This is a genomic window from Rhizobium sp. P1_C7 (assembly GCF_056406295.1).
The window spans coordinates 359,747-380,499 of record NZ_JBFUAL010000005.1; the positions used below are offsets into that span (position 1 = coordinate 359,747).

The window sequence follows — 20,753 nt, forward strand, 5'->3', positions numbered from 1 at the left end:
GCTCCTCAGCGGTAACCGGCTTCGCCGGCCTGGTGCAGTCTCGGACCGCGCTCGACGATCGGCTCAAGCGCCTTCTCGACCGGAACGTTCGGTGCATCGGTGATGCTCTTCAGATCACCCTGCGGATTGTAGGCCCATTTCACGGCGTTGATGAGCACCTTCTGGACGTTCGCGTCATGGTAGGTCGGATAGGTCTCGTGGCCCGGGCGGAAGTAGAAGATGTTGCCCGCACCGCGGCGCCAGGTGAGCCCCGAGCGGAACACCTCGCCCCCCTGGAACCAGGAGATGAACACCGTTTCGAGCGGCTCCGGTACCGAGAACTGCTCGCCGTACATTTCTTCGTTTTCCAGCACGAAGTTCTCGTCGATACCTGCCGCGATCGGGTGACGCGGGTTGATGGTCCAAAGGCGCTCGCGCTCTCCGGCCTCGCGCCACTTGAGCGCGCATGGGGTGCCCATCAGGCGCTTGAAGATTTTCGAGAAATGGCCGGAGTGCAGCACGAGAAGGCCCATGCCTTCCCAGACACGCTTGGCAACACGCTCGACGACTTCGTCGGAAACGGCGCCGTGGTCCTTGTGACCCCACCAGGTCAGGACGTCGGTCTCGGCGAGGCGCGCTTCGGTCAGGCCGTGTTCCGGCTCCTGCAGCGTTGCCGTCGTGGCCGTGATCGCCGGATCGCTGTTCAGGGCGTTGGCGATGGTCGTGTGCATGCCGTCGGGATAGATGCCCCGGACGATGGCGTTGGTGGTCTCGTGGATGTTTTCACCCCAGACGATAGTGCGAATGGACACGTCGATACTCCTTCATGCGGATGTTGGATCAGCCGGTGGGAAGCCGGTCGATCGGTGGTTCGGGCGGGTGTCAGGCAGCGCCTCGAAGGGGCGTCCTTTCTAGCGCGCGGCCGGATTGGTCGAAACGGTGAATGTGGATGTCGACGGGGGATACCCCAAGCGTCTCGCCGGGTCGATGACGTGATACGCCGGTCTCGCGGACAACGAGCGGTTCGCCGGAGCCGATATCGAGATAGACGAAACTGTCCGAGCCGAGGATTTCGCAGTGGATGACTGTGCCGGTCCATGCGGGCGTGTGCTGGACGATCTCGACGTGCTCGGCACGTACGCCGATCGTGTGCGCGCCATAGCCAGCGGAGAACGCGCCGGACAGGAAATTCATCTTCGGCGAGCCGATGAAGCCAGCGACGAACACGCAATTCGGTGTCTCATAAAGTTCCAGCGGCGTGCCGATCTGCTCGACGACGCCGTCGCGCAGCACGCAAATCCTGTCGGCGAGGGTCATCGCCTCGACCTGGTCGTGGGTGACGTAGATCATCGTCGTGCCGTGCATGCTGCGGTGGAGCTTGGCGATCTCCAGACGCGTCGCCACACGCAACGCTGCGTCCAGGTTCGACAGCGGCTCATCGAACAGGAAGACCTTTGGGTCACGCACGATGGCGCGGCCGATGGCGACGCGCTGGCGCTGGCCGCCGGAGAGCTGGCGGGGCAAGCGCTCCAGGTAGGGAGAAAGCTGCAGGAGGTTGGCGGCCTGTTCGACCCGGGACTTGCATTCGTCCTTCGTCCGCCCCGCGAGCTTCATGCCGAAGGCCATGTTCTCGAAGACGCTCATGTGCGGGTATAGCGCGTAGGACTGGAAGACCATGGCGATGCCGCGCCTGGAAGGCGCGCAATGGTTGACCGCTTTGCCGTCGAAGGAGAGCGTGCCGGAGCTAATGTCCTCCAACCCTGAGATCAGTCGCAGAAGTGTCGACTTGCCGCATCCCGAGGGGCCGACGAAGACCATGAACTCGCCCTTTCGGATGTCCATGGTCACGCCCTTGATCACGTCGAATGCGCCGAAGCTCTTGCGGATATTATCGAGTCGAATCTGTGCCATATCTTGCTTTCTTCAACCTTTGACGCCGCCGGCGGTCAAACCGGAAATGATGCGACGCTGGAATATCAGGACCAGGACAACGACCGGCACGGTCACGATGACCGATGCCGCCATGATGTTGCCCCAGGGGATTTCAAACTGGCTGCCGCCCGACAGGAGAGCGATCGCGACCGGCACCGTTCGCTGAGCATCCGAAGAGGTAAATGTTAGGGCGAAGAGGAATTCATTCCAGGCCGTAATGAAGGCGAGCAGGCCGGTGGTGACCAAAGCCGGCCACATCAGCGGCATGAAGACCTGCGTGATAATGACCCAGGGCGATGCGCCATCGACGATCGCCGCTTCCTCGATTTCGATGGGCAGATCCCGCATGAAGGTGGTTAGCACCCAGATGGTGAAGGGCAGGGTGAAGATCATGTAGGAGAAGATCAGCGCAAACGGCGTGTTGAAGATGCCGATCCAGCGGATGAGCTCGAAGAGGCCCGCCAGCACGGCGATCTGCGGGAACATCGACACCGACAGGATCGTCAGCATCAACAGCCCGCGGCCACGGAAGTGAACGCGAGCCAGCGCGAAGGATGCGGTGACAGCAAGGAGCAGCGAGGCCGCGACCACGACGCAGGCGACCAGCAGCGAATTGCCGAGGCTGCGGATGAAGCTGCCCGTCGTCAGCACGCTGGCATAGTTGGCCAACGAGATCGAGGTCGGCCAGTAGTTGACCGCAAACAGTTCGGTGCCCGCTTTGAAGCTCGTGAGGATCGCGTAGTAGAACGGGAAGATGGCGATGATCACGATGACGCCGACAAGGAGATAGAAGAGCGTGTTCTTTGTGGCCGTGAGGAGCATCAGCGTTCGCCTCCGCCAAGTTTGACCCGGCCAAGCCAGATGTAGAGCACGGTCACGGTTGCGATGATCAGGAAGAGGACAGTGGAGGCCGTTGCGCCATAGGCGAACTTGTCGAAATCAAAGAGGTTTTCGCGCGCCATGACGGACATCGTCTTGGTCTTGGCGTTGTTCGGCGTCAGCACGTAGATGAGGTCGAAGATACGCATGGCGTCAAGCATGCGGAAGATGACGGCGACCATGATGGCTGGACGGACGAGCGGCAGGGTCAGGCGCCAGAAGACCTTGATCGGATTGACGCCATCGATCTTGGCGGCCTCGTAGATATCGGCCGGAACCATCTGCAGGCCGGCGAGAATGAGCAGTGCCATGAACGGCGTCGTCTTCCAGATGTCGACGATCAGCACCGCAATCATTGCCGTGTCCGGATTGGCCGTCCAGGCGATCTTCTGGCTGATCAGGCCAAGTCCAAGCAGGATGTCATTCAGGATGCCGAACTGATCGTTGAGCATCCATGCCCACATCTTGGCGGAGACGATTGTCGGGATAGCCCAGGGAACGAGGATCGCAGCGCGTACGATCCCGCGTCCCGCGAACTGGGCGTTCAGCACCAGGGCGACGATCAGGCCAAGGGTGGTTTCGATGGAGACCGAGAGGATGGTGAATTTGAGCGTGTTCGAGACGGCGCCCCACCAGGCGGGATCGGCGAGAAGGCCGCTATAGACGGTGCGGCCGCTCTTCAGCGTGACCCATGAAAGGTAATTCTTGAAGCCCACGAATTGCGCGTCGCCGAGGCTCGTCAGCGATGCGTTGGTGAAGCTGAAATAGATGGTCCTGAAAAGCGGCCATCCGGCAACGACGGCCAGAATGAACAGCGTCGGCGCCAGGAATATCCAGGCCGACCGGACACGCTCCGAGCGCAATTGCGAAAATCGTCTGGTGGCGCGGACGTTCGACCCGAGGGGTTGGGAGACTGCGGCTTCAGTCATGCGTGAGATACCCGCTTCTGGAGGCGATGGAGGGTGGCATTTGGAAGACAGCAGCGGCGGTGCCCGCCGCTGCCGGTTCGACCTGTCACCAGCTGTCGCCCTTGAGCGTCGTCAGTTCTGCTTCGAGAAGCTCAAGGTTTTCCGCAGCTGTTCCGCTGCCCGAGAGGGAGTTGTGAACGGCCGTCCAGAACTTGGAGGAGACCTCGTTGTACTTGACCTTGGTCGTGGCTGAGGGACGCGGCACGGCGTTCTGGAAGATCGGCTTCCAGTTCGGCATGAACGGCTGGGCCGCAGCAACGTCCTTGTCGTCGTAGAGCGCCTGCAGCGTCGGCAGGTTGGAAAGCTCGATCGCACGCTGCTTCTGGCTGTCCTTGGAGGTCAGGAACTTCACCAGGGCCACCGCGGCGTCGGGGCTCTTGGAATATTTGGAGACGGCGAGGTTCCAGCCGCCGAGTGTCGAGGAGGGTTGGTCGCCTTGCGTAGCAACCGGCAGCGTGGTCACGTCGAACTTGCCCTTGACGGCGCTGTCTTCGCCATTGCCGAGTGCGTAGGCATAGGGCCAGTTGCGCATGAAGACGGCGTTTCCGGTCTGCCAGACGCCGCGGGACTCCTCTTCCTGGTAGGCAAGCACGCCAGATGGAGAAATGCTTCCAACCCAGCTCTTGGCACGCTCGATGGCGGCTGCGGCCTTTTCGTTGTTGATGGAGATTGAACCGTCGGTTTCAACGATCTGGCCGCCGCCGGAGGACTTGATCCATTCCAGCGCGTCGCAGGTCAGGCCTTCATAGGCGTTGCCCTGGAAGACGTAGCCCCAAAGATCCTTCTGGCCGGCGGCGCGTTCCTTCTCCTGGATTTCCTTGGCGGTTGCCGCCATCTCGTCCCAGGTCTTCGGCGGCTGCTTGCCGTATTTGTCGAGCAGGTCCTTGCGGTAGAAGAAGGCCGGAGCATCGGTGTAAAGCGGCAGTGCCACGAGGCGGTCGTTGACGGTCTGAGAGGCGATGATCGAGGGGAAGAAATCGCCCACGACATCCTTGGCGGCATCCTTCAGATCGAGAAACTGTTCGGCCAACTGAGGCGCCCAGATGACGTCTGTCTGGTAGACGTCGACATCCTGGTTTCCGGCTGCAAGCCACAGGCGGTATTGCGAGAACTGCTCGGTGGATGACGACGGCATGGTCACGATGCTGACCTTGTTGCCGGTCTCCTTCTCGAACGTGTCGAGCTGCTTGCGCAAAAGGTCAAGGTTCTTGCCAGTCGAGCTTGCCGAAATGCTGATGTCGGCCGCGAAAGACGGCTGCACAATGCCGAAAAGGGCGGTCGCGAGGGCGACCGCAGTCAAACGAATTTTCATATCTTCCTCCCAAAAAGAACCAAATGACCTGCGAATTGAAATCGGTTTGGCTGGAAAAAACTGTCAGAACGGAGATTTGGTGTCAAGGGGGCAATGAAAGTGCCGATGGAATACGGGAGTAATTCATGTTAAATTAAAGAAAAACATGTAGATGGTTCTGTTTCCTCTTGTGGAAAGCAATCGGTGGCCCGCTGCGAACAATAATTAAAATTGAAATCGATTTGGCTTGTTGCAGAATCCGGCTGTTCAGACATAAGCGGCTCAGTAGTCTACGGTGTGCACAAGATTGAAAAGCTGATCATGAAAGACGCGTCGGAGCATGAAACTTAAAGAGTTCGCCAAACAAGTCGGCCTGTCTCCGACGACCGTCAGCAGGGCGCTCAGCGGCTATCCCGAGGTCAGCGAAACCACCCGTGCTCGCGTCACCGAGGAGGCAATCAGGCTGGGGTACCGGCCGAACGTCAATGCCGTACGTCTGAAGACAGGGCGGGCCGGTGCGATCGGCGTGGTCATGGGCCGCGCGGGCGAGTTTCATTTCGCGGAGTTCATGGCCGGGATGGCGGAGCGGCTGGTGTCCGAGGATACCGATATTCTGGTCATTCCCATGGCAGATCCCGATCATAGCGACGAGATGCAGCACTATCGGCGCCTTGTCGAGAGCCGGCGCGTCGACGCGATCATCGTGCATTCGCCGAGGCCGAACGACGAGCGCATTGCACTGCTTCATGAACTCGCAATGCCGTTTCTTGTCCACGGGCGTTCGGACATCGACGTGCCGCATGCATGGCTCGACATTGACAACGAAGGGGCAATCCGCCGGGCGACCTCGCATCTGATCGATCTCGGCCATCGGCGGATCGCGATGATCAATGGCCGCCCGGGCGCTACCTACGCGCTTCATCGCGACAGCGGGTTCCGCAATGCCCTGCAAAGCCATGGGATCGAACCCGATCCGCAGCTGATGGCGAGCGGCAACTTCACCGACGAACTCGGCTTTCGCTTTGCGCGCTCGTTTCTCGAACAGTCAAATGCGCCGACGGCGATCGTTGCGGGGTCGATGATGACGGCTCTTGGCGTCTATCGTGCTGCGCGATCGCTGGGATTGCAGATCGGACGCGACGTCTCGGTGATCGCTCACGACGATGTGTTTCCTTATCTGACCGCCGACAACATGGTGCCCTCGCTGTCTGCGACGCGATCCTCGATGCGTGCGGCCGGCACGCGTTGCGCCGATCTCGTCCTTCAGCTTCTGTCGGGGAGATCACCGCTCGAGATCCACGAGTTGTGGCCGGTCGAACTGATCCTGCGCGAATCGACAGCGCCATTCCGGCAGCCTAAGGCTTGAACAAGTGAGGCTCGGTGTTGTCCTTTGCAGCGTCGATGTCCAGGTCAGGATTGCACGGAACGAGGATAGGGGCAGGCAATGGATTTCATGCGAATGCTGAAGTCTTTCGAGGAGTTCCTCTACGAGGTGGTCTCCTGGATGGTCTTCTATCCCATAACCCTGTGGCGGACTATTCGCCATCCCGGCGCCATGATGCGCTATGCCGATGTCGAGCTTTGCGACGATGCGTCCGAGCAATATACCGACACGCTCAGCCCGCCGCTGTTTCTTGTGATCACGCTCTTCCTTGCGCATGGCCTGGAGCTGAGTTTCAGCAAGATCGAGGCTCCCTGGATACGTCCGTCGTTGCTGGAAAGCGATTCCAATCTGATCCTCTTTCGGGCGATTGCCTATAGCGTCTTTCCGTTGCTGATGGCGGCAAAACTGTTGCGCAGGCGCGGAACACCGATCGATCGCAGCTCGTTGAGGCCACCGTTCTACAGTCAGTGCTACGTCGCGGCGCCGTTTGCCCTTGGGATCAACGTTGCAAGTCTGCTCCTGCGGATCGGCCATGAGATAACACAGCTCGCGGGGCTTGCCGCTTTGGCCGTCGTGATCGTGTGGTACGCGACGATCGAGACGCGGTGGTTCAGGGCCGATCTGAAAATCTCCACCGGGCGGGCGCTCGCCATGGTGACCGTCGCGATCCTCCAGGGCGTGGTGATTGTCGTCATATGCGCGATTCCGATCGTGTACGGCACAGCGCCGGGCGGCACCTGAACTCCACCCGGTAGAATATCGCGCGGTTCGCGCAAACTCTGGAAAGAAGATTTCACACCGGACGATATTTCAGGCGGCGATTGATTGAATGACGGGGTCTGGCGCTCCATATTAGTCACAGTTGTTTCATAAATGTCGGCCATTCCTCCCGGTCGGCGAGACAACTGTTCCCCTCTGGAGGTTTTGACCTTCACGATTGAGCCATCGTTCACACGATGGCTTTTTTTTGCCCATCGCCAAGGCTGCATGCGCGGGAACCTTCACGGGCGCGTGCCCGTTCCTGTCAAGCAGACAACCTTGGACTGGAGCAAAGCCCCATGCAGCTGGTTGGTACACAGGTCATTCCCGCACACGGCGGGAAGCAGGGTTTTACGGTGGAGTTCGTCGGAAGTGGCGGCGAGGTGGTTTCCGTGTCGCTGCGCAATGATGGCGATCGTACCCTTAACGCGGGAAATGCCGTCGATCGTGCCAGGGCTATCATGTCGGAACTTGCGTCATCGGACCCGAGCAACACCACGCGAAGCGACGTCGGTGCCTTGCAAAGCGCTCGAAGTGCCGGGGATGCGGGAACGATGGAAGAGCAGCTTGACGAGGGGCTGGAAGATTCGTTTCCAGCAAGCGATCCGGTGTCGATTACAACGTCGGCCATTCCGACCGGGAAAGTTCGCAGGCACTGACTTCATGTCGATCCCGTCGGCGCAACAGCTAGCCTACTTGCGGCTCGTTCCGTCTGGGACGGCACAGGCCTCGCCGCCTGCAAAAAGACGGGAGCGGGTGAGAAACCGTTTCTCGCGGCCGTTATCGAGCGAGAACATGCCGCCGCGACCGGGCACCACGTCGATGATCAGCTGCGTATGCTTCCATGCTTCGAACTGGCCGGCGCTGATGTAGACCGGCACGCCTGCGATCTCTCCCAGCCTGACATCGCTCTCGCCGATGATGAACTCATTGGCGGGATAGCACATCGGCGATGAGCCATCGCAGCAGCCGCCCGACTGGTGAAACATGATATCCGGGTGGTCCCGCCTGATGTCATCGATAAGCCCGATGGCTGCGTCTGTGGCAAGGACGCGCGGTTGCCCGTCGACGGTGGTTTCCATGGTTTCTTTCCTTTGCGGCGAAAACCCGCCCCCTCATGGGGAGCGGGTCGCACCTGCGTGGGGCCCTTTCTCAGAAGAAGCCGAGCGCCTTCTCGCTGTAGCTCACCAGCATGTTCTTCGTCTGCTGGTAGTGGTCGAGCATCATCTTGTGCGTCTCTCTGCCGATGCCGGACTGTTTGTAGCCGCCGAAGGCCGCGTGCGCGGGATAGGCATGGTAGCAATTGGTCCAGACGCGGCCCGCCTGGATTTCGCGGCCGAAGCGGTAGCAGCGGTTCGCGTCGCGGCTCCATACGCCGGCACCGAGGCCGTAGAGCGTGTCGTTGGCGATCTCGAGGGCTTCCTTCTCGTCCTTGAAGGTCGTGACGGAGACCACGGGGCCGAAGATTTCCTCCTGGAAGACGCGCATCTTGTTGTGACCCTTGAAGATCGTCGGCTTGACGTAGTAGCCGTTGGCGAGTTCGCCGCCGAGATCGTTGCGCGCGCCCCCCGTGAGGACCTCGGCCCCCTCCTGCCTGCCAATGTCCAGATAGGCGAGGATCTTCTCCAGCTGCTCGTTGGAAGCCTGCGCGCCGATCATCGTTGCGCTGTCGAGGGGATTGCCATGCCTGATTGCTTCCACGCGCTTGACCGCCCGCTCCATGAAGCGATCGTAGATCGATTCCTGGATGAGGGCGCGGCTTGGGCAAGTGCAGACCTCGCCCTGGTTCAGCGCAAACATTGCGAAGCCTTCAAGCGCCTTGTCCAGGAAGTCGTCGTCTTCAGCCATCACATCGGCAAAGAAGATGTTCGGGGATTTTCCGCCGAGTTCCAGCGTCACCGGAATGAGGTTCTGGCTGGCATACTGCATGATGAGGCGACCGGTCGTCGTCTCTCCGGTGAAGGCGATCTTGGCGATACGGGGGCTGGTGGCAAGTGGCTTGCCCGCCTCCAGGCCGAAGCCATTGACGATGTTGAGCACGCCCGGCGGCAGAAGGTCGCCGATCAGTTCTGCCCAGACGAGAAGCGAGGCAGGGGTCTGTTCGGCCGGCTTGATGACGACGCAGTTTCCAGCGGCAAGCGCCGGCGCCAGCTTCCAGGCGGCCATGAGGATCGGGAAGTTCCAGGGGATGATCTGGCCGACGACGCCGAGCGGCTCGTGGAAGTGATAGGCGACGGTGTCGTGATCGATCTCGCCGATCGAACCTTCCTGGGCGCGGATGCATGACGCGAAATAGCGAAAGTGGTCGATCGCCAGCGGAATATCGGCGGCCATGGTCTCACGGATCGGCTTGCCGTTGTCCCAGGTCTCGGCCTGCGCCAGGAGCTCCAGCTTGTCCTCCATGCGGCTCGCGATCTTCATCAGGATGTTGGAGCGATCGGCGGCCGACGTGCGGGCCCACTTGTCCTTGGCGGCATGCGCGGCGTCGAGGGCGGCGTTGATGTCCTTTTCGCTGGAGCGTGGAATTTCGCAGAGCTTGCCGCCGGTGACGGGCGTGATGTTGTCGAAATACTTGCCTTCGATCGGCTCGCGCCACTCGCCGCCGATGAAGTTGCCGTATTTCAGCTTGAACGGCGACTCGACGATTTTCTGATGCAGCATGTCATCCTCCCTTGAGATGAGCGGGTCCGGAAGCGAACCCATGGGAGGAAACCTGCGCGCCTTTTCGGTCGGGAAACAGGTCTGTAAACCGATACCGCACTGCACTGTGTCGCAGTGGTGCGACAGGCCGGCGGCCGCAAATCCCGTCAGTGAAGGTTGAGCTTCTTCATCTTCCTGTGCAGCGTCGCGCGGCTGATGCCGAGTGCAATTGCGGCCTGCGAGACGTTGCCGCCCGAGCGAGAGAGCGCACGCAGCAGGGCGGCGCGCTCGGCGTCGAGGAGGTCCTCGTCGTCGGAAAGGCGTGTTTCCTGCAAGGCATCCGCTGCGGGGATACCCGCTGCTATGCGCCTGTCGTCAAGCTTCAGGGCAAGACGGGCAGCTCGCGTGGCACCCAGCACCAGGTCATGCCGGTCGACGGCAAGCAGGGCCGATGCCGGGTTCGCGCCGGCAGGTACCATCAGGAACCGGGCGCCGGCAAAGGCGCTGCGAAAGAGATTGATCTCGATCCGCATCGCGGCATCGCGCACCATCTGGGCGATGATGGCGAGCGTCATCTCGTTGACATCGTCGCGGCAGGTGGAGATGTCGAGCGCCGCCGCCAATTGCCCGCGATGATCGCGGATCGGCGCCGTCGTGCAGCTCAGGTTGATGTTCGAACAGAAGAAGTGCTGGTCGCGAAAAATGGAGACCGCGCGCTCGTCGGCAAGGGCAGTGCCTATGCCGTTCGTCCCGATGCTGGCTTCGGTCCAGACCGAGCCGGTCCAGAGACCGAGATCGTGAAACTGCTTGTCGTCACCGGTCGCGCCGCGCCGCTCCAGCGCAATGCCGTTGCGATCGGTCAGCAGAAGACAGCAGCCGGCCTTGCCCGTGGTCGTGAACAGCCGGTCGAGTTCGTCCGAAGCACTGGCGATCAGTTGCTCGGATTCATCGCAGGCGCTTCTGAATTCGTGGTCGGTCAGGCGCAACGGCGTGCGCCGGTCTTCGGGAGCAAGCTGGTGCATGGCAATGCAGCGGCGCCATGAAGCAACCACCGACGAACTGGCCGCGGCCGAATCTCTCTGTGTACACGTGTAGACGTGCTCGGCATGAGCAGATTGCTCGTGCATTGGCTCCTCCCACCAACCGTCAGCTCAATGTGGCGGAAACCCCAGCTGTTGGCAACTCGGGCCTGAGGAAGGCGGCCATTGCGCCGCGGTGCTCAAGCGCTGAAACTGTCTCAGAATTGCGACACCTTGCAAAGGCGATGGATCGCTGCGGCGTGCACTCGATTTCTCGATGATGCCTTCGACAGGGCGTGGAACTTTTCGCCGCCTGAGCGGTTTAGGTCTTTCATCACCATGAGGTCGGGTTCGATGACGCGCATCCGCAGGTTCGATCAGAAAAACAGCCGGATGGACGGGCGCGATCGGCTGATCGTTTCGCTTTACGCTCAGCTCAAGGCCGAGCGACAGACACGCGAGACGCTAGAATGGGTCATTCGCAATGGTGCCCTTTCGAAAGAGGTGCTGGAGGCGATCGCTGCCGATGCCGTGCCGGTGGTGACAAGCGACGATATCGCTTCCGTCGAGAAGATCATTGCCTTGGACGAGCGGCGGCGGCGCAGGGCGCGGGACACCTAGCGGGACGACACCAAGAGGGGAGCGTGCAATGGCAGCACGGGCAAGCTGGAAAGGCCATCTGAAAGTGGGGGATCTTGTGTGCGCCGTCGGCCTTTATACGGCGGTGTCCGTGTCCGACCGAATCTCGTTCAACATCATCAATCGCAAGACCGGTCATCGCGTCGAGCGTCAATTCATCGATGGTGAAACCGGCAAACCGGTGGAGCGCGACGATCAGGTCAAGGGGTACCGCCTGGACAGCGGCGAGTACATCCTGATCGAAGGCGAGGAGCTTGCGGAGCTGGTGCCTGAAAGCGACAAGGTTCTCAATGTGCAGAGCTTTGTGCCAGACGACGAAATCAACAAGCTTTATTTCGACCGGCCTTACTATCTGGCACCGGTGAGTGACGACGACGAGGAAGCCCTTGCCCTGATCGCTCGCTCGATGCGCGACCAGAAGGTGGCCGCGATCGGCGAGGCCGTGCTCTTCCGCAAGAAACGGACGGTGCTGATCCGGCCGCAGAACGATGCCGTTATCGCGACAACGCTGAGCTACGACTACGAAGTGCGCAACGCGGAAACCGTCTTCAGGGATATTCCGGAGATGAAGTTCGACAAGGAAATGCTCGAACTGGCCGGCCACATCATCGCCACCAAGAAAGGCGCCTTCAAGCCGCAGGAATATGTGGACCGCTACGAGACGGCGCTTGCAGAACTGGTGCAGGCGAAGATCGAGGGTAGGGCACCTCCAATGAGGAAGCCGCCGCCGCAGGGCAAGGTGATTGACCTCATGGAGGCGCTTCGCCAGAGTGCCAAGGTCAGCGTCAAGTCTGCCAGCGGCAAGCCTGCCGGAAAGACCGCCAGGGATAGCCGGACGGAAAAAGCGGGCTGACGATGGCTCTCGAAACCTATCAGGCAAAGCGCGATTTCAAGGTCACACCGGAGCCGAAAGGCCGCCGGCGTGAGGAAGCCGCGCGGGTCAGCAATGCGCTCAGCTTCGTTATCCAGAAGCACGATGCGACAAGGCTCCACTATGATTTCAGGCTCGAGCTCGACGGCGTGCTGAAGAGCTGGGCCGTGACGCGCGGCCCAAGCCTCAATCCCGACGACAAGCGCCTCGCCGTGCATGTGGAAGACCATCCCCTTGCCTATGGCGATTTCGAGGGGATCATTCCGAAAGGGCAGTACGGCGGCGGTACAGTCATCGTCTGGGACCGCGGGACGTGGACGCCGCACGGCGATGCCCACAAGGGTTACAAGAAAGGTCACATGGAGTTCGACCTCGACGGCGAGAAGCTCAAGGGGCGCTGGCATCTGGTACGGATCCATGCCAAGCCGGGCGAGAAGCAGGAGAACTGGCTGCTGATCAAGGCACAGGACGAGGAGGCGCGCCATAAGGGCGATATCCTGAAACTGCGCCCAGAATCGGCAAAGACCGGCCGGAAGATCGAGGAGGTGGCGAAGAACCCGGACGCGACGTGGCGATCACGACCGAAGGGCAACGCGAAGACCGTTGCTGCCGCACCGAAAGGAAGTCCCGCAAAGGCGTTGTCGTACGACAGGCCGAAAGGCGCGCAGAAGGCCAGGCTGCCCGGCTTCATCGAGCCGGAGCTTGCGAAGCCGAAGCCGAAGCCTCCGGCTGGCGAGGACTGGATTCATGAGATCAAGTTCGACGGATACCGACTGCAGATCAGGCTAGCGAAAGGCAGGGTGACCATGCTCACCCGCAGCGGCCTTGATTGGACCGATAGGTTCGGCAAAAGCCTCGCCGATGCGTTCTCGGCGCTGCCTGCCGACACTGCGATCATCGACGGAGAGGTGGTCGTGGAGCGCAACAATGGCGTCTCCGATTTTTCTGCCCTGCAGAACGAGCTCAGCGAGGGCCGCGGCGAGCGGTTCGTGTTCTATGCCTTCGATCTGCTCTATCTCGACGGCGATGACCTCAGGAATGCGGCGCTCACGGATCGCAAGTCCCTGTTGGAAAAACTGCTGTCGGGCGATGGCGAGACAATTCGCTACAGCACGCATTTCGTCGAAGACGGCGCGCGCGTGCTCGATCACGCCCGCCTGCTTGGACTGGAGGGAGTTATCTCCAAACGAGCCGATAGCCCATATATTTCCGGGCGCACGGGTGACTGGGTCAAGTCGAAATGCTCGAAGCGGCAGGAGTTCGTGGTTGGCGGATATGTGCCGTCGACAGCGACCAGAGGGGCTATCGGTTCGCTTGCAATGGGATACTACAAGGACGGCAAGCTGAAGCATGCCGGCAGGGTCGGAACCGGTTACTCGGTCGCGACGGCGCAGATGCTCTACGATCGATTGTCGGCGAGCGAGCAGAAGAAGAGCGTCTTCGACGATACGTTGACGGCGCAGGAGCGCCAAGGTCTGGTCTACGTGCAGCCGCGGCTAGTCGCGGAAGTGGAATTTCAGGCATGGTCGGGCGACGGCAAATTGCGGCACGCGGCCTTTCGGGGACTGCGCGAGGACAAGGCGGCAGGGGAAGTGATGCGCGAGACAGAAAACACGACCGCTCGGGAGCTGCCGCAGTCCAGCGTCACGCTTACGCACCCGGACCGGATCTATTGGCCCGACGAGGGTGTCACCAAGCAGGGACTTGTGAGTTACTACGCGCAGGTCTGGCGCCTCATTGGGCCCTATGTGGTCAACCGTCCCCTCGCGCTTCTGAGGTGCCCGGACGGGATCAGTGGGCATCAGCGGTTCTTCCAGAAGCATGCGTGGAAAGGCATGAATCCGAACATCGATCAGATAGCCGATCCGAAGGACAGGGGCGGCGAGAAGTTGCTGCGGATTGCCGATTTCGATGGCATGGTCGCGCTCGTCCAATCAGCGGTGCTGGAAATCCACCCCTGGGGCGCAACCACCGACAGTTGGGAAAAGCCGGACATGATCACGATGGATCTCGATCCGGCCGAGGATGTGACGTGGGGCGACGTGATCGCCGCGGCACTCGAGCTGAAGCAACGCCTCGAAGGCGCGGGTCTGGCGGCTTTTGTGAAGACCTCGGGCGGCAAAGGTCTCCATGTGGTGACACCGCTGCAGCCAAAGGCCGGTTGGGTTCAGGTGAAGGCCTTCGCCAAGACTCTGGCGGACACAATGTCGAAGGACCAGCCGGACAGATATCTGGCGACCGCCACGAAGGCGAAACGGAACGGCAAGATCTTTATCGACTACTTGCGCAACGGGCGTGGCAATACGGCGGTTGCTGCATATTCGACGCGTGCGCGGCCGGGCGCCGCGGTTTCGATGCCGCTCGACTGGAGCGAGCTGACAGACGAGATCGGCCCGGCCTATTTCACCGTCGACAATGCGCCCGCTCGTCTTGATGCCATGTCCCGGGATCCCTGGGAGGGCTTTTTTTCTGCAGCGGTGCCGCTGCAGAAACCGAAATGACGGTGCATTGCACGCAAAATCAGTGAGACTTCGGGCGCCCGCTATCCTTGGAGAGGCTTTTCTTAAGCGCGTCCATGATGTTGACAACGTTGCCAGTCGGCTTCGCGGTTGGCGGCTTGGTTGCAGCCGGGGACGACTTCACAAGGTTTTTCTCCTTCGCGCGGATCATCGCCCTGATCCGCTTCTGAACGGGATCCTGAACCATGGAGGGCTTCCAGTCGTCGGTTCTGTCCTTGACGAGCTTGTTCATCAGCGCAAGCACCGTTTCATCCACGTTGCTTTCGGTATCGAGCGTGGCCGCAGGCTGACGGACTTCGTCGCCGAAGTGGAGCGTCCAGAGGATGATGCCTTTCCCCTGTGGTTCCAGCAGGACCGCGCGCTCGCGCCGATAGAGGACAAGGCGCGCGATGCCGACCACGTCGTTCGCCTTCATCGCCTCGCGTATGACGCAGAAGGCTTCGACGCCGACCTTGTCTTCCGGTGCAAGAAAATGCGGTTTGTCGTACCAGATCCAGTCGATCGAGCCACGCGGAACGAAGGTGTCGATATCGATCGTGCGGGTGCTTTCCAGCCCGACTTCGTCGATCTCTTCATCCTCGAGAATGACGTAGTCGTCTTCGCCCCGCGGATAACCCTTGACCTGGTCCTTGTCCGGGATCGGCTTGTGCGTGACGCTGTCGACATACCGGCTTTCCACCCGATTTTTTGTCTTTCGGTTCAGGACGTGGAAGCGAAGCTGGTTGCTATCCGTAGTCGCAGGCGTCAGCGATACTGACGCCGTGACGAGCGAGAGCTTGAGGTAGCCCTTCCAATAGGTCTGACGCGCCATTTGTCCCCCGGCGCTCTTGGCGCCATCTTCAAAAGCCACAATGCGACAATTTCGCATAACGAAGGGAGGGGCGGTTTGGTTCCATCGCACGAACGACTTTGTGAGGGTCGGGCGTCTAGGCGTCCGCTACCGGCGGCAGCAATTCCCGTCCCGATATCCGGTCGACCGAAATAGCGAAGAAAATCGGAACGTCTGTCTCCGCTGAACCGGTGCCCGGTTTGGAGGAACCAGGCTCCCACCACAGTGAACGCTTCTGCAACAGGGACCAGGCGTGGATGCGCTCGTTGTGCAGTTGGGTGGTGTCGGGCAGTTCCTGGTAAATACCCTCGACGACGACGCTCTTCCACAGGTGACGTTGGCCTGCATCCTCCACCTGAATGCAGGCGTGTGGATTGGTGCGCATCCAATTTATCTTCTGGCCAGGCAGAGAGAAGACGTAGACCTTTTCCTCGTCGAAGGCATAGTGAATCGGCACGACGTAAGGACGGCTGTCATGAACGCAGGCGAGATGCCCGACGTTCCCCCTTGCAAGGAGTTCCCTGCATTCGCGTTCCGTCATGTCTCTAACGCTCATGGGTGCCATCCCCGGTGCTGGCGAGGCGCGGCATGGAATGCTGCGGCATCCTGTGCCTGCCCGACCACGGAGCTGCTCTCTCCGACGTCTCGGTTCATGTTCTCCAATGTTGCCTCGAAGAGCTCCTGCGCGTAGGCAATCGCCGAGTCCGCATCCGCAGGCGAGAGCTTGATGTCCTCGCATTTCGACCGCATGGCGCAGCGAATGGCGGAAAGGACATCCTGGGCGGCGTGCTTGTCTCCAGCTTTCACGAGAAGGCTCAAGGACGTCATTGCAACAACTTCCAGGACCGTTATTCGGCCCTCTATTTCGCCCATCGACGGAATGGCGAGGCTCGCTCCATTCCCGCAACCATCACGTTTAGCATTGTACATTGTGGGCTCCTTTGCGGCATTGTCTGATCTTGTGGCGCGGCAGGCATCCGCCGGCAGACTGGCCATCCATTGGATTTCGACCGAGAGCGATCGCAGGAAGTGCCTCTAAGGGGCCCGCGCGATTGCAGTGCGCATCGCCGGCACGGTCGACTTCGGCCGTGCCATTCGACGTTCTCACGAGGCAACGCGCGCAAGGACGCGGGTCGGCGCGGTCGGCCGCCCCTGGTTCCTAAAAGCGATGCCTAGGGGCTCCGAGGCTTCGGCGACTGTGTTTGGTCTCACCGAACGAAGCATGGGCCGAAGCGACAATGGTGTGTTTCCGACAAGCACTTCATCATCGATGGGCCTTGCAACCGGCCCGGTGCAGACGCCTCGGTCTCTCCCACACCACGCATCGAACTCGGTGCGCAGACCACCCAGATCGTCGGGTGAGAATGTTCCGTTGTGATCAAGTCTTGGAAGGGACATGGCGTAATTTCCCCTACTGGGGCAAGAGCAGTTCGCTCTCAAGCGGCAACGCCCGTTTCAGTGGTTGCCGACAGGTCATCGTATACCTGCCGCACAGCTGTGTAACGCGATTTAATCAGGGCGGGGCGACTAAATCGGCAAGCGTTATCCTACCAGAGAACGCCCTTGAGCGTGACGTAGAGGATAAACGCCAGACTGATCGCCGGTGTCGATTTGATCAAGAACTCAAGATACCGGAACTGGCCGATGTAAAGCGCGGTATTTTTCCAGGAATGGACGCTTGTTGCGGAAGACATGATGTCCTCCTTTGGTTGGGGCTAGGGAAGGCCTTACCGCCCTTGAAAGCAGCGCCCGTTCACATGCTGCCACCACAACGAATATGGGGAGTCGGCACAGATGCCACAAGGCCGCACAACCGTTCAGGACCGCATGCGATCAACGAAAATCCTGAGCCGTGAGTGTGAAATTGTTTCCTCGACGACGGGCGTAGGCCCTGGATGCAGCCTCTTGGATTGACGGTCGTGTTGCATCGAAGGCGTTCAGGCATGCAGCTTCAGAAGCGCTTCTCAACGCCTCCGCTTCGACCAGGAACCTTACCTCGAACATGCCGTCGTATCCGAGAAAACGCACACCGTGTCTCGTCTCGTCAAAACTACGGCTTCTATTGGGAAATATAAGCGCCATTGCAGTCCAATCCTTTGGTGGCAAAGCGCCCGTGCCGTCGCGCAATGATTTGATGTCTTGCAAACAATCCTGATTGATGAGGATCGCGGTCGGGAACGGTGCGCGTTGGTCGCTCGGTCGGCTGTTCGGCGTTCAGTCCAACGCCACACCCAAGGCGACTTCTCCGTCTCGCGTATATTATTGCGCCTTTGCTGGCCGTTTAACAACAACAGAGTTTATCTGTCGCCGACTATCGCCGCAGCTGGGTAGCCCACGGTCATCAATGGATGGTGTAGGAGACAAATTTGTCCTCGAGCAGCGCCTCTGTCGTTGCGACAAGCCGGACGGCGCCAGCAATGATCTCGTCGGAGTACTCGGTATCGGCAACAGCGATGTCGTCGGTCAACTTGCGGAGTGTTTCTCTCGTTTCCAGCATCGTAGGCAAGAGCTCCAGCTGGCCAGCCTCCGCCAATCCGTGCGTCAGATGTACAATCGTTTTCGCAAGATGATCGATGAGCGCGCGTCTTTCCGTGACCGACAGCGCCGACGGCTTCTTGAGTATTGTTTCTCCGGTAGGATGCATGGCGGAGCTCCCTCTAAAGATTAAACTGTCCTTGTCTGGCGCATAATCAATGCCTGCTGTCAAATCAGCTTGCGCTATGCTCGTAAAGGGCGCACCGTTGCCTATCGGCGGTCATTTTGCGGGCACCTCCGCTTGAGGTCAGAGTGCCCCAGCCCCAACAAAGGAGGACGCGATGTCTTCCACCAGCAACCATTTTTTCGATGTCGCCAACCTGAGGATGCTGGATCGCATTCTCAGAAAGTCCGGATTTCGCGGTGGCGAGACACGGGCGACCGACGAAGGGGAGATAAAAGCGACAAACTTCCTCATTCAGAGTTTCCTGGCCGGGAATGTCGATGAAGCAGCACTGAGGTCCGCCCTGAAAATGCATATCGCGATGAAGCCTGGAGCAGGTCCAATCGTATTGTCCCGGGACGATGCCTCGCTGGCCAGATGGCAAGACGACGGCGGCGCTCCATTGAAATCCTACCGAATCACTCGGTACACGGCGGCAAAGTATACAAGCGCGCCGTTGCGACCGGGAGGCTATCGGTTTCCCAAAGCCACATTTCGGGATTGAGCCCATGACGCCCTTGCGTTTTCGGGATTGCCTGTTTGCCATCCGATGGAACCTGGCCACGCTGGCGAACGCCATCGAGTGCGACCTGGCGGACGTTACCGCTTGGGAGACCGGCGACGCGGACGTTCCGCAGGAGGTTGCGATCTGGCTTGAAAAGCTCGCCGAGATTCACTGGCAGTTGGGGCTGCCCATTGCGCGTAGCGCGAAGACATCAAGCGCCGCGGGAAGTTAGCCATGAAAAACGGTCAAGACAGGTTGAATAGGGGTGGAGCCCGCGAGTTCGGGAGCTTTCCCAGTGAGCAGCCTTTGAACAAGGAAACGAGCGCACCGACAGCAGATGACCTCATTTCGGAGGCGCGCCAGGCACGTTCACCCTCGGCGCTTTGGCAGGCGGCTGCTGTCGAGAAGTTCATCCCTCGACCGCACACACCGTCGAAATCCATCCGCCGCCGCAGGTTAGCCGGTACTTTCCCCGCTTGATGAAATCTGCCGATCGATCATGTGCGCATAAGGCCGGAATAGCAGTCGTAGACACCAACCGCGCAACGCCGGACTGGGCGACGGGCAACACCCGCCCAGCATTGTCGATTGCACCTCGTCGAGTGCTGGCAACCCCGCCTTTCGGAGATCGGCGATCAGCCGCGCCCGATCTGCAGGCTGGAAATTGCGCGCCTTGAGTTCGCCTACGATGTTGGGAATGAAATCGGGTCGCATTTCGTTGAAACGCGACGCTTCCAGGCGGGCATCCTGGAGCAATCCCGCATCGACATAGACAACTGCAGCGACGGCATGGAAAAGCGGGAATTTCTGCAGATCCGCCTGGTTGATCTCGATGAGCGCAGTTCGGTTGTCGCCCAGCATGTAGGCGGCGAACGCCCGCATTCCGTGATAGAAGCCGGCGCCGCCGGGGTTGAGGGCAAGCGCTCGGTCGAGCAGCGTGGCGCCGCGCTGCCACTGCCCACTCATCGCCAGTCGCGTTCCAAATTCTCCCAGGAACTCGGTGTCGTTGGGGTTGGAAGCAAGTGCCTGTTCGCCGACATGAAGTGCTGCCGGAACCTGCTTGCTGAAGAACAGGGCGGTCATCAGGTCTTGAAGGGCGCGCGTGTTGCCAGGGTCCAGTTGAACGGTGCGCCGGGCCGTTTGAAGGCTGCGCTCGACCGGCGCGGGTGCGTTCGGCCTCGGATTGAACACGAAACGATCCTCGTCGAGATAAAAGATCGAGAGCATGGCCCACGCGGTCGCAAAGGACGGATAACGGGCGACAGCGCTCTCGAGACAATCTCGTACTTCCGCATGGCGCCTTGTGCTCAACTCTGCCCGATAGCTATAGAAGCTCAAGGTGCAGCCATAGATACCCAGGTTATCGGGCGGCGGATTGGCGGCATCTGCCTGCGCCATTATGCCGTATGGTTGTGCTACGGCTGCCGCAACTTTGTTGGCAACATCTGACTGGATCGCGAAGAGGTCGCGGGTGCGCAAGTCGTCATCGTAAGTTTGGGACCATAGTATTTCGTTGGTCTCCGTATCGAGGAGACGTGCCGTCACGCGGACACGCGGACCGGAGATGCGGACGGCCCCGGCTAGAGCATTTCACCTTTTGACAGAAGCATAGCCGGCATTTGTAAGATAGTTGGCGCATTCGTCGGGTTGGATTGTTTCGACCAGCCTGCCTATGTGGCGCCAGGTATCGTCAATTGTTCGGCGTTGCGCGTGCCGCATCCAGTGTTTGATCTTCGAAAAGGCCTGCTCGATCGGATTGAGGTCCGGCGAATAGGGCGGCAGGAACCAGAGCCGCGCACCGGCGGCTTTGATTGTTTGACGGATGGCAGCCGATTTGTGGC

23 protein-coding genes and 1 pseudogene are annotated in these 20,753 nt (G+C 60.2%); 8 read left to right on the forward strand and 16 right to left on the reverse strand.

Annotation, left to right across the window (positions count from 1 at the left end):
• Window positions 1-5 precede the first annotated feature (5 nt).
• The 5 genes from AC1D2R_RS10530 to AC1D2R_RS10550 form a co-directional block, all read right to left on the reverse strand.
• Window positions 6-791 carry a ThuA domain-containing protein gene (locus AC1D2R_RS10530; RefSeq protein WP_477967217.1) on the reverse strand — a complete coding sequence of 262 codons (786 nt, stop codon included), beginning with the start codon at window positions 789-791 and terminating at the stop codon, window positions 6-8.
• A 70-nt stretch (window positions 792-861) separates the two neighbouring features.
• Window positions 862-1,890 (reverse strand): ABC transporter ATP-binding protein, encoded by a 1,029-nt coding sequence (locus AC1D2R_RS10535; protein WP_477967218.1) that lies wholly within the window; start codon window positions 1,888-1,890, stop codon window positions 862-864.
• Between the two features lie 12 nt (window positions 1,891-1,902).
• On the reverse strand, window positions 1,903-2,733 hold the full coding sequence (locus tag AC1D2R_RS10540; protein ID WP_477967219.1) for a carbohydrate ABC transporter permease: 831 nt from the start codon (window positions 2,731-2,733) through the stop codon (window positions 1,903-1,905).
• On the reverse strand, window positions 2,733-3,719 hold the full coding sequence (locus tag AC1D2R_RS10545; RefSeq protein ID WP_477967220.1) for a carbohydrate ABC transporter permease: 987 nt from the start codon (window positions 3,717-3,719) through the stop codon (window positions 2,733-2,735). Before AC1D2R_RS10545 ends, AC1D2R_RS10540 begins: the two co-directional genes overlap by 1 nt.
• Before the next feature lie 85 nt (window positions 3,720-3,804).
• Window positions 3,805-5,070: an ABC transporter substrate-binding protein gene (locus AC1D2R_RS10550; protein WP_477967221.1), complete on the reverse strand. Its 1,266-nt coding sequence runs from the start codon at window positions 5,068-5,070 to the stop codon at window positions 3,805-3,807.
• 319 nt (window positions 5,071-5,389) lie between these two features.
• Here AC1D2R_RS10550 and AC1D2R_RS10555 point away from each other — a divergent pair, with 319 nt between their 5' ends.
• The 3 genes from AC1D2R_RS10555 to AC1D2R_RS10565 all read left to right on the forward strand — a co-directional run bounded on the left by AC1D2R_RS10555 (window position 5,390) and on the right by AC1D2R_RS10565 (window position 7,851).
• Window positions 5,390-6,415 carry a substrate-binding domain-containing protein gene (locus tag AC1D2R_RS10555; protein ID WP_477967222.1) on the forward strand — a complete coding sequence of 342 codons (1,026 nt, stop codon included), beginning with the start codon at window positions 5,390-5,392 and terminating at the stop codon, window positions 6,413-6,415.
• 78 nt (window positions 6,416-6,493) lie between these two features.
• Entirely contained in the window at window positions 6,494-7,174 is a 681-nt protein-coding gene (locus tag AC1D2R_RS10560; RefSeq protein WP_477967223.1) for a permease, read from the forward strand.
• Window positions 7,175-7,491: 317 nt separating this feature from the next.
• The gene (locus AC1D2R_RS10565; protein WP_477967224.1) at window positions 7,492-7,851 is read left to right on the forward strand and encodes a hypothetical protein; all 360 of its coding nucleotides are present in this window, start codon (window positions 7,492-7,494) and stop codon (window positions 7,849-7,851) included.
• A gap of 33 nt (window positions 7,852-7,884) precedes the next feature.
• Here the strand turns inward: AC1D2R_RS10565 and AC1D2R_RS10570 are convergent, their stop codons facing one another.
• The 3 genes from AC1D2R_RS10570 to AC1D2R_RS10580 form a co-directional block, all read right to left on the reverse strand.
• Complete coding sequence (locus AC1D2R_RS10570; protein WP_477967225.1) at window positions 7,885-8,274, reverse strand: DUF779 domain-containing protein; 390 nt, start codon at window positions 8,272-8,274, stop codon at window positions 7,885-7,887.
• Between the two features lie 70 nt (window positions 8,275-8,344).
• Window positions 8,345-9,853 (reverse strand): aldehyde dehydrogenase, encoded by a 1,509-nt coding sequence (gene adh / locus AC1D2R_RS10575; RefSeq protein WP_477967226.1) that lies wholly within the window; start codon window positions 9,851-9,853, stop codon window positions 8,345-8,347.
• Window positions 9,854-9,999: 146 nt separating this feature from the next.
• Window positions 10,000-10,959, reverse strand: a complete 960-nt coding sequence (locus AC1D2R_RS10580) for a helix-turn-helix domain-containing protein (RefSeq protein ID WP_477967227.1) — start codon at window positions 10,957-10,959, stop codon at window positions 10,000-10,002.
• A gap of 246 nt (window positions 10,960-11,205) precedes the next feature.
• Here AC1D2R_RS10580 and AC1D2R_RS10585 point away from each other — a divergent pair, with 246 nt between their 5' ends.
• Genes AC1D2R_RS10585 through ligD form a run of 3 tightly spaced genes read left to right on the forward strand, consistent with a single transcriptional unit; the run spans window position 11,206 to window position 14,862 of the window.
• Window positions 11,206-11,472, forward strand: a complete 267-nt coding sequence (locus tag AC1D2R_RS10585; RefSeq protein ID WP_477967228.1) for a hypothetical protein — start codon at window positions 11,206-11,208, stop codon at window positions 11,470-11,472.
• Between the two features lie 28 nt (window positions 11,473-11,500).
• Window positions 11,501-12,343, forward strand: coding sequence for a non-homologous end joining protein Ku (gene ku, locus AC1D2R_RS10590; RefSeq protein ID WP_477967229.1), 843 nt, complete (start codon window positions 11,501-11,503; stop codon window positions 12,341-12,343).
• A 2-nt stretch (window positions 12,344-12,345) separates the two neighbouring features.
• Window positions 12,346-14,862 (forward strand): DNA ligase D, encoded by a 2,517-nt coding sequence (ligD, locus tag AC1D2R_RS10595; protein ID WP_477967230.1) that lies wholly within the window; start codon window positions 12,346-12,348, stop codon window positions 14,860-14,862.
• Window positions 14,863-14,881: 19 nt separating this feature from the next.
• Here ligD and ku (AC1D2R_RS10600) read toward each other — a convergent pair whose 3' ends face one another.
• The 6 genes from ku (AC1D2R_RS10600) to AC1D2R_RS10625 all read right to left on the reverse strand — a co-directional run bounded on the left by ku (AC1D2R_RS10600) (window position 14,882) and on the right by AC1D2R_RS10625 (window position 18,353).
• Window positions 14,882-15,691, reverse strand: a complete 810-nt coding sequence (gene ku, locus AC1D2R_RS10600) for a non-homologous end joining protein Ku (RefSeq protein WP_477967231.1) — start codon at window positions 15,689-15,691, stop codon at window positions 14,882-14,884.
• Window positions 15,692-15,806: 115 nt separating this feature from the next.
• Window positions 15,807-16,265, reverse strand: a complete 459-nt coding sequence (locus AC1D2R_RS10605; RefSeq protein WP_477967232.1) for a pyridoxamine 5'-phosphate oxidase family protein — start codon at window positions 16,263-16,265, stop codon at window positions 15,807-15,809.
• Window positions 16,262-16,639, reverse strand: coding sequence for a hypothetical protein (locus AC1D2R_RS10610; protein ID WP_477967233.1), 378 nt, complete (start codon window positions 16,637-16,639; stop codon window positions 16,262-16,264). The genes AC1D2R_RS10605 and AC1D2R_RS10610 overlap by 4 nt, the downstream gene beginning before the upstream one ends.
• 617 nt (window positions 16,640-17,256) lie before the next feature.
• Complete coding sequence (locus AC1D2R_RS10615; RefSeq protein WP_477967234.1) at window positions 17,257-17,403, reverse strand: hypothetical protein; 147 nt, start codon at window positions 17,401-17,403, stop codon at window positions 17,257-17,259.
• Between the two features lie 139 nt (window positions 17,404-17,542).
• Window positions 17,543-17,791: a DUF1488 family protein gene (locus tag AC1D2R_RS10620; protein ID WP_477967255.1), complete on the reverse strand. Its 249-nt coding sequence runs from the start codon at window positions 17,789-17,791 to the stop codon at window positions 17,543-17,545.
• 259 nt (window positions 17,792-18,050) lie between these two features.
• Window positions 18,051-18,353, reverse strand: coding sequence for a hypothetical protein (locus AC1D2R_RS10625; RefSeq protein WP_477967235.1), 303 nt, complete (start codon window positions 18,351-18,353; stop codon window positions 18,051-18,053).
• A gap of 172 nt (window positions 18,354-18,525) precedes the next feature.
• On the opposite strand from AC1D2R_RS10625, the gene AC1D2R_RS10630 reads away from it, so the two are divergent.
• Together AC1D2R_RS10630 and AC1D2R_RS10635 are read left to right on the forward strand one after the other, a co-directional pair.
• Complete coding sequence (locus AC1D2R_RS10630; RefSeq protein ID WP_477967236.1) at window positions 18,526-18,912, forward strand: hypothetical protein; 387 nt, start codon at window positions 18,526-18,528, stop codon at window positions 18,910-18,912.
• A 4-nt stretch (window positions 18,913-18,916) separates the two neighbouring features.
• A complete protein-coding gene (locus AC1D2R_RS10635; protein ID WP_477967237.1) occupies window positions 18,917-19,144 on the forward strand; it encodes a hypothetical protein in 228 nt (75 codons plus the stop codon).
• Between the two features lie 344 nt (window positions 19,145-19,488).
• Here the strand turns inward: AC1D2R_RS10635 and AC1D2R_RS10640 are convergent.
• A pseudogene (locus tag AC1D2R_RS10640) lies at window positions 19,489-20,496 on the reverse strand (adenylate cyclase); the annotation flags it as partial.
• Between the two features lie 6 nt (window positions 20,497-20,502).
• Window positions 20,503-20,753: transposase (locus AC1D2R_RS10645; RefSeq protein ID WP_477967238.1), on the reverse strand; the 251-nt coding region annotated here is incomplete at its 5' end.